The organism is Psychromonas antarctica, from assembly GCF_022267535.1.
Lineage (GTDB): Bacteria > Pseudomonadota > Gammaproteobacteria > Enterobacterales > Psychromonadaceae > Psychromonas > Psychromonas antarctica.
In genome coordinates this window covers 36,100-42,555 of record NZ_JAHNZV010000021.1, presented here as the reverse complement: position 1 = coordinate 42,555, position 6,456 = coordinate 36,100, and the positions used below count along the sequence as shown (strand labels likewise).

Below are 6,456 nucleotides of genomic sequence, written 5' to 3'. Positions count from 1 at the left end.
AATATGCGTATAGGTAAATTATTCATTGGATAAGCAAATGATAATAAACAACTTTATATTACTACTTTTTCTTTTTCGAGATAAATACACGGGTATTGGTGTGACCACTAAGAGAAAGTGGTGGAGCTATGCGGGATCGAACCGCAGACCTCAACGCTGCCAGCGTTGCGCTCTCCCAGCTGAGCTATAGCCCCATAATTGGGTTGGGATTTTCTTTGTTAAATTAACAGGGCGTATAATATGCGCCCTGTTAATTTTTGTCAATTCAATGAGTTAACAAATTTTACTATTTTTTTGATTTACTGGGCGAGTTCACGTGCGGCGATAAATTCAAGCGCACGACTGATCCGTGTAATACTTCGTGTTTTGCCAATTAGACGTAGTGTTACATCTAAAGAGGGGGATTGTCCTGCACCTGTAATTGCTACGCGTAATGGCATACCCACTTTACCCATACCCACTTCTAATTCTTCAGCCGTATCATTAATGACTTGATGTAGTGTTGCATCTGTCCAGTCATCGGTGGACTGCAGTTTTTGTTGCACCAAAATAAGCGCCTCTTTTGCTACTGGACGAAGGTGCTTTTTCGCGGCAGCTGCATCAAACTGTTCAAATTCTTCATAGAAGTAGCGGCTCGATGCGGCCAATTCAACCAAGGTTTTGGCGCGCTCTGAAAGTGCGGTTATGATTTCTGGCAGGGCAGGACCGTTGGCGATATCAATTTTTTGATTCGCCATATGCCATGTGAGATGAGTCGCTATATAAGCGGGATCAAGCGTTTTAATATAGTGTTGATTTAACCAAATTAATTTGTCTGTATTAAATGCAGAAGGGGCTTTATTGACAGCATCGAGTGAAAACAGCTCTATCATCTCTTGTTCTGAGAAAATTTCTTGATCGCCATGTGACCAGCCTAAACGAACTAGGTAGTTTTTAAGGGCTTCAGGCAGGTAGCCTTCATCACGAAATTGCATAACAGAGACTGCACCATGACGTTTAGAAAGCTTCGCGCCATCATCACCTAAAATCATAGCTACATGTGCATATTCAGGTAAAGGAGCATTTAATGCTTTGAGAATATTGATTTGGCGAGGTGTATTATTGATATGATCTTCACCACGAACGACATCTGTAATACCCATATCCCAGTCATCGACAACTACGCAGAAATTGTAAGTGGGTGTGCCATCGGTACGTTGAATAATTAAATCATCTAATTCACTGTTAGAAAATTCGATATGGCCACGTACGTGATCGGCAAATTTAACCGATCCTTCTTTTGGGTTTTTGAAACGAATAACATAAGCAGCATCGGTATCAAGGGGGGCTAAATTACGACATTTCCCGTCGTATCGAGCGGTTTGTCCTGCTTTCTCTTGTGCTTCACGTAGTGCATTTACACGCTCTTTTGAGCAGTAACATTTGTAGGCTGTTCCATCAGCAAGCATCTTGGTAATAATCTCTTTATAACGATCAAAACGTTTAGTTTGGTAATAAGGGCCTTCATCCCAAGTCAATCCCATCCATGTCATTCCCTCTAAAATAGCATCGACGGCTTCTTGAGTTGAGCGTTCGATATCAGTATCTTCTATACGTAATACAAATTTGCCACCTTGATTTTTAGCATGTAGCCAAGAATAAAGCGCAGTTCGAGCGCCACCTACGTGTAAAAATCCTGTTGGGCTAGGGGCAAAACGTGTTTTAACTGTCATTTAGAAGTTTCCTTTATATATAGGATCGAAAGTAATAGCGTATTTTAACGAATACCGTTGTAATTACATTAACTATTTTATTTTTATCCTTGTCTGCTTGGTTGAGCAATACAAAAGGTAAACTTGATGCTCAAAGTTACCTATATTGTTTACCCTTTGAGCAGTTAACCATAAAACACGATCTTTATTATAGAAATGGCTTGACTGAAAAAGGGCGTTCCCTATAATACGCAGCACAAACAGGGCAGGTAATTCGTGCTGTTTTAGTTGAGCATAATAGCTCGATGCTTTTAGAGTGAAAAAGTTAAGAATTTTAAAGATGGGCGATTAGTGCCGTTTTGCGGAGAACAACGCTGATGTCTTTAGGCTTCATAATTTTGAAGTTGAAAAAGTTAAAGATGGGCGATTAGTGCCGTTTTGCGGAGAACAACGCTGATGTCTTTAGGTTTCATAATTTTGAAGTTGAAAAAGTTAAAGATGGGCGATTAGCTCAGTTGGGAGAGCACCGCCCTTACAAGGCGGGGGTCACTGGTTCAAGCCCAGTATCGCCCACCATCTTTATTACTTATTAAACCACAAGTCTATAATTCCCACATTGTTCACCAATATCTACTAAAAACTTTTGCCGATTTACTGAAATCTATACTGTGCAATAGCAACAGGAAAACAATCTCTTTAGATTTGTTGTACCGCTAGGCCTTCCGCTTGTAACAATTTCATGTTTTTTCTAAAGCAGCTTGGAGAGCAACCGAAATATTTCCCAAAACGATGGGTAAAATTATACGGATCTTTATAGCCTAAACGATGTGCAATCATCGTCACTGTCCAATCATTATAATTGAGTAGATCGGCGGCTTTATCCATGCGTAGTTGAATAAGTTTCGCGCGCGGCGAGAGCCCAAATAGGGATTTACTGATGCGATTAAACTGCTCTTCACTGATATAGCAGTTCTGCGCCATTGCTTTTACTGTCCAAGCTAAGTGAAGCTGACTTTCTACGTTATTAAATAACGCCTGTACCCGAGCCACAGAGCGGGATGATTTGGTTTCAAAGCCAGTTAGTAAGCGGCATACTTCACTTACTAACAAGCGTCGAAAGCTTGGCCGTCCTCCTATTTCGTAGTGAATCAAGTTCATCAAAGACCAAATCTGCTCGCTATGATTAAACGGTAGGATCTTCTGGCCAATATTTTCGACAAACTGCCATCTTGGGGTCGGGTTAGGTAAAAACCACACCATTTTCCATTGGTTGTCTACTGGATTTATTTCAAAGCGATAGGGGGAGTGTGCCGGAAGGATGACCATAGTATAAGGCTCAATCAGTTCAACGCAAGCGCATGTAGTTAGAATGCCTCCTCCTTCGAGAGTAAATAAGATGGTATGTACATTAATACCATCTCTTTCAACTTGATAACCATCTCTTAAGTCTGCCATACCAGCCATAAAGATATCATCTTGTGCTAATTCAGGAATATTAGAATGGGTTAAAAAGCGCTCTTTGCATGATTCCGACAAAAACACCTTATCAACCCATTTTGATTTAGGTGTCATTTTTTCAATGACGGATTTGCACAGGTTTTCTCTATTTTTGCACATGTTCATCTGTTGAAGGTCGCTCTATAGTTTGGGTCAATATTAAGGACTGCTTATGACATTCAAAAGTTACGCTAATCGATACTATAAATCAATGCAAAACCCTATGCTACTTAAGGTTGGTAAGTTGGCATTTCCCGTTGCCATTCAGAGTGCACTGGTTGCCGTGTTAGCGCTAGCTGATCTGCTAATGGTTAGTGATTTTGGTATGGCAGCAACGGCAGCTGTGGGAATCGCATCAAAATGGCACTTTGTTGCTATTATGATAATGGCTGGACTATCATCTGCTAATGGGGTGTTGGTTGCGCAGTATTGGGGAAAAAATGACCGCCGTTCGGCTAAAACGGTAACTCAATTAGCATTATGGTTTGGCATTAAACTGCTTATCCCGATCACCTTACTGATCACTTTATTTGCCAGTAGTATTTTATTGCTGCAAACGTCTGACTTGACAGTAATCGAACTTGGAGCAAGTTACCTTTATTACAGCTTTCCAGTGCTGCTACTGACCCATCTGGTTATCGTTGCAGAGTCGAGCATGCGTGCTAGTGGTGATGCTTTCACCCCTTTGTTGTTGGGTGCTTTAACCATTATTGTCAATATAGTACTTAATTTTTGGTTTATTAACGGAGGTTTAGGTCTCCCGATGATGGGCGTTGCAGGAGCTGCACTCGCCACCTCTATTTCTCGTCTGTTGCAAGTATGTCTGATTGCCTATTATTTAAAGCGTAAAAAACATTGGTTAATACAAGAAAAAAGTTTACAAGAAACGCATTCGCTGTGGTTAGTGTATAAAACGCTTGCTTTTCCTACTGCTGCAAATGCGCTTTTATGGGCGGCTGGCACGCTCGCTTACCAAACTATTTTTGGTCATCTGGGTACCAGTGAACTTGCTGTTTATAGTATGTTGGGCCCCCTTGAATCACTTTGCTACTCTGTTTTCTTCGGTATTTCAGTCGCCTGCTCAATATTACTTGGGCAAGCATTAGGTCGAGATGAATATGCCCAAGCCTTAAATATGACCTACTTTTTTATTCGTACTGTGCTGGTCTGTGGTTTGTTTCTCGGTGCACTACTGCTATCAGGGAGCGAATATATCTTGAGTTGGTTAGGTTTAACTGGTCTGGCATTATACCCTCTAGCCTCTCCGGCAATCACGATACTGAGCTGTGCAATTTGGTTACGCATGCTTAACATGCTTATTATTAACGGTATTCTAAGAGCGGGTGGTGATAACCTATTCTGTTTGCGTATGGATTTTATTGCCATGTGGATGATCGGGATCCCGCTGGCAGGTTACGGCGCTTTCATTGCTGAATGGGATTTTCGATATGTGTACTTGATCATGATTGTTGAAGAGATTGTTAAATTTTCACTTTGTTTTCATCGTTATTTGCAACGCCGTTGGATGAATAATTTAACCCTTGTCGCCGGTTTGGCATCTTGATGTCATTGTAATTATGGGTTAAATGTTTACCAGTGAGAAATATATTGCGAGGTGTCATTTTTGTTGGTTTTTCGATTGAGTTAGTGATCCTTTTGATTACTTTTTTGCTCATTATTTTCATACTAGCAGATCGCAGATAATGGTATTTTTAACACATTAATCGGGTCAAAAAATAGCATTAACCAGAAAGAATTTATTACTAATAATGAGGTTCAACATGGCATTTAAAGATGATTTTATATGGGGTGCAGCAGCAGCCAGTTACCAGATTGAAGGTAGTACACAATTTGTTGATGGCTGTGCGGAGTCTGTCTGGGATATGTGCAGCCGTAAAAAAGGCTTTGTCCAAGGCGGTAATAACGGCTTTGTAGCGTGCGATCATTATAATCGCTATAAAGAAGACGTGGCGATTATGAGCGAAATGTCATTGCAGGCCTATCGACTAAGTATTATGTGGCCACGGGTAAAGCCTCAAGGTATTGGAAAGGTCAATGCACAAGGACTAGATTATTACGATCGTTTGATTGATGAGTTATTAAGCAAAGGAATCGACCCTTGGGTGACACTTTTTCATTGGGATTATCCGATAGCGCTTTTTCACAAAGGTGGGTGGTTAAATGATGACTCAAGTGATTGGTTTGCCGAATACACGCGAGTCATTGTTGAGAAATTATCAGATAGAGTCAGCAATTGGTTTACGTTAAATGAACAAGCCTGCTTTATTGGTCATGGGCATCAAACAGGTATGCATGCACCAGGCTTGCAACTTGCCAATAAAGAGGTCAATAGAGCATGGCATAATGCACTTTTAGCGCACGGGAAAGCAGTGAAAATAATTAGAGAGGAGGCAAAATCTCCGGCTAAGGTGGGCGCTGCTCCTTGCTTTCGTACGGCTGTACCTTTTAGTCACTCTGCCGAGGACATTGAGGCTGCTCGTCAGCATACATTTAGTATGTTGGATGATTCCATGTTTAATGCGACCTGGTGGATGGATCCGGCTTTTAAAGGAGAATATCCGGAAGACGGCTTGTTATTATTTGCAGATGACTCGCCTGTCATTAAAGAGGGGGATATGGACATTATCTGCCAGCCGCTAGATTTTGTCGGTTTTAATGTTTACTCGTCTGCATTAGTTAGGGCTGGCCTTGATGGAAAGCCTGAGGTAGTGGAGTACCCGAGTGATCACCCTATGAGCTATTTTAAATGGCCAGTGAGTCCTGAGTCGCTTCGTTGGGGAACACAATTTTTGTATGAACGTTATCAAAAGCCGATTATTGTGACTGAAAATGGTTTAAGTCTAAATGACTGGGTAAGTTTAGACGGTAAGGTACACGATCCTAAACGGATTGATTTCTTGAACCGTTACCTTCTAGGTGCTAAACAAGCAATTGAAAATGGTACCGATATCATCGGTTATTTTCAGTGGTCTATTCTTGATAATTTTGAATGGGCAGAAGGATACGGACAACGATTTGGTATGGTTCATGTTGATTACGCTTCACAGAAACGGACTGTCAAAGATTCTGGTTATTGGTACAAGGAAGTGATTGAATCAAAGGGTAAAAAATTGGGAGAACATTCACCTCTTCATGAGTGGGTAAGACCTGAAAATTTTAATAAAAACATCAAGTAGATTGCGCTACGTTTATAAATTAAGACAAGAACGATTCAATTATTAAGCATAAGACATTTTATCCTTATTGA

At 40.8% G+C, this 6,456-nt stretch carries 4 protein-coding genes and 2 tRNA genes; 3 read left to right on the top strand and 3 right to left on the bottom strand.

The window, feature by feature from the left end:
- Positions 1-118 precede the first annotated feature (118 nt).
- Both KSO91_RS07575 and gltX read right to left on the bottom strand, forming a co-directional pair.
- Positions 119-194: transfer RNA gene (locus KSO91_RS07575), tRNA-Ala, on the bottom strand.
- A 105-nt stretch (positions 195-299) separates the two neighbouring features.
- Positions 300-1,712, bottom strand: a complete 1,413-nt coding sequence (gltX, locus tag KSO91_RS07570; protein WP_238742355.1) for a glutamate--tRNA ligase — start codon at positions 1,710-1,712, stop codon at positions 300-302.
- A 479-nt stretch (positions 1,713-2,191) separates the two neighbouring features.
- On the opposite strand from gltX, the gene KSO91_RS07565 reads away from it, so the two are divergent.
- Positions 2,192-2,267, top strand: a tRNA-Val gene (locus KSO91_RS07565).
- Positions 2,268-2,387: 120 nt separating this feature from the next.
- Here the strand turns inward: KSO91_RS07565 and KSO91_RS07560 are convergent.
- Positions 2,388-3,314 carry a helix-turn-helix domain-containing protein gene (locus tag KSO91_RS07560; protein WP_238742354.1) on the bottom strand — a complete coding sequence of 309 codons (927 nt, stop codon included), beginning with the start codon at positions 3,312-3,314 and terminating at the stop codon, positions 2,388-2,390.
- A gap of 181 nt (positions 3,315-3,495) precedes the next feature.
- Here KSO91_RS07560 and KSO91_RS07555 point away from each other — a divergent pair, with 181 nt between their 5' ends.
- Entirely contained in the window at positions 3,496-4,752 is a 1,257-nt protein-coding gene (locus tag KSO91_RS07555; protein ID WP_420830946.1) for an MATE family efflux transporter, read from the top strand.
- Between the two features lie 217 nt (positions 4,753-4,969).
- On the top strand, positions 4,970-6,385 hold the full coding sequence (locus KSO91_RS07550) for a GH1 family beta-glucosidase (protein ID WP_238742352.1): 1,416 nt from the start codon (positions 4,970-4,972) through the stop codon (positions 6,383-6,385).
- The last annotated feature ends 71 nt before the right edge of the window (positions 6,386-6,456 follow it).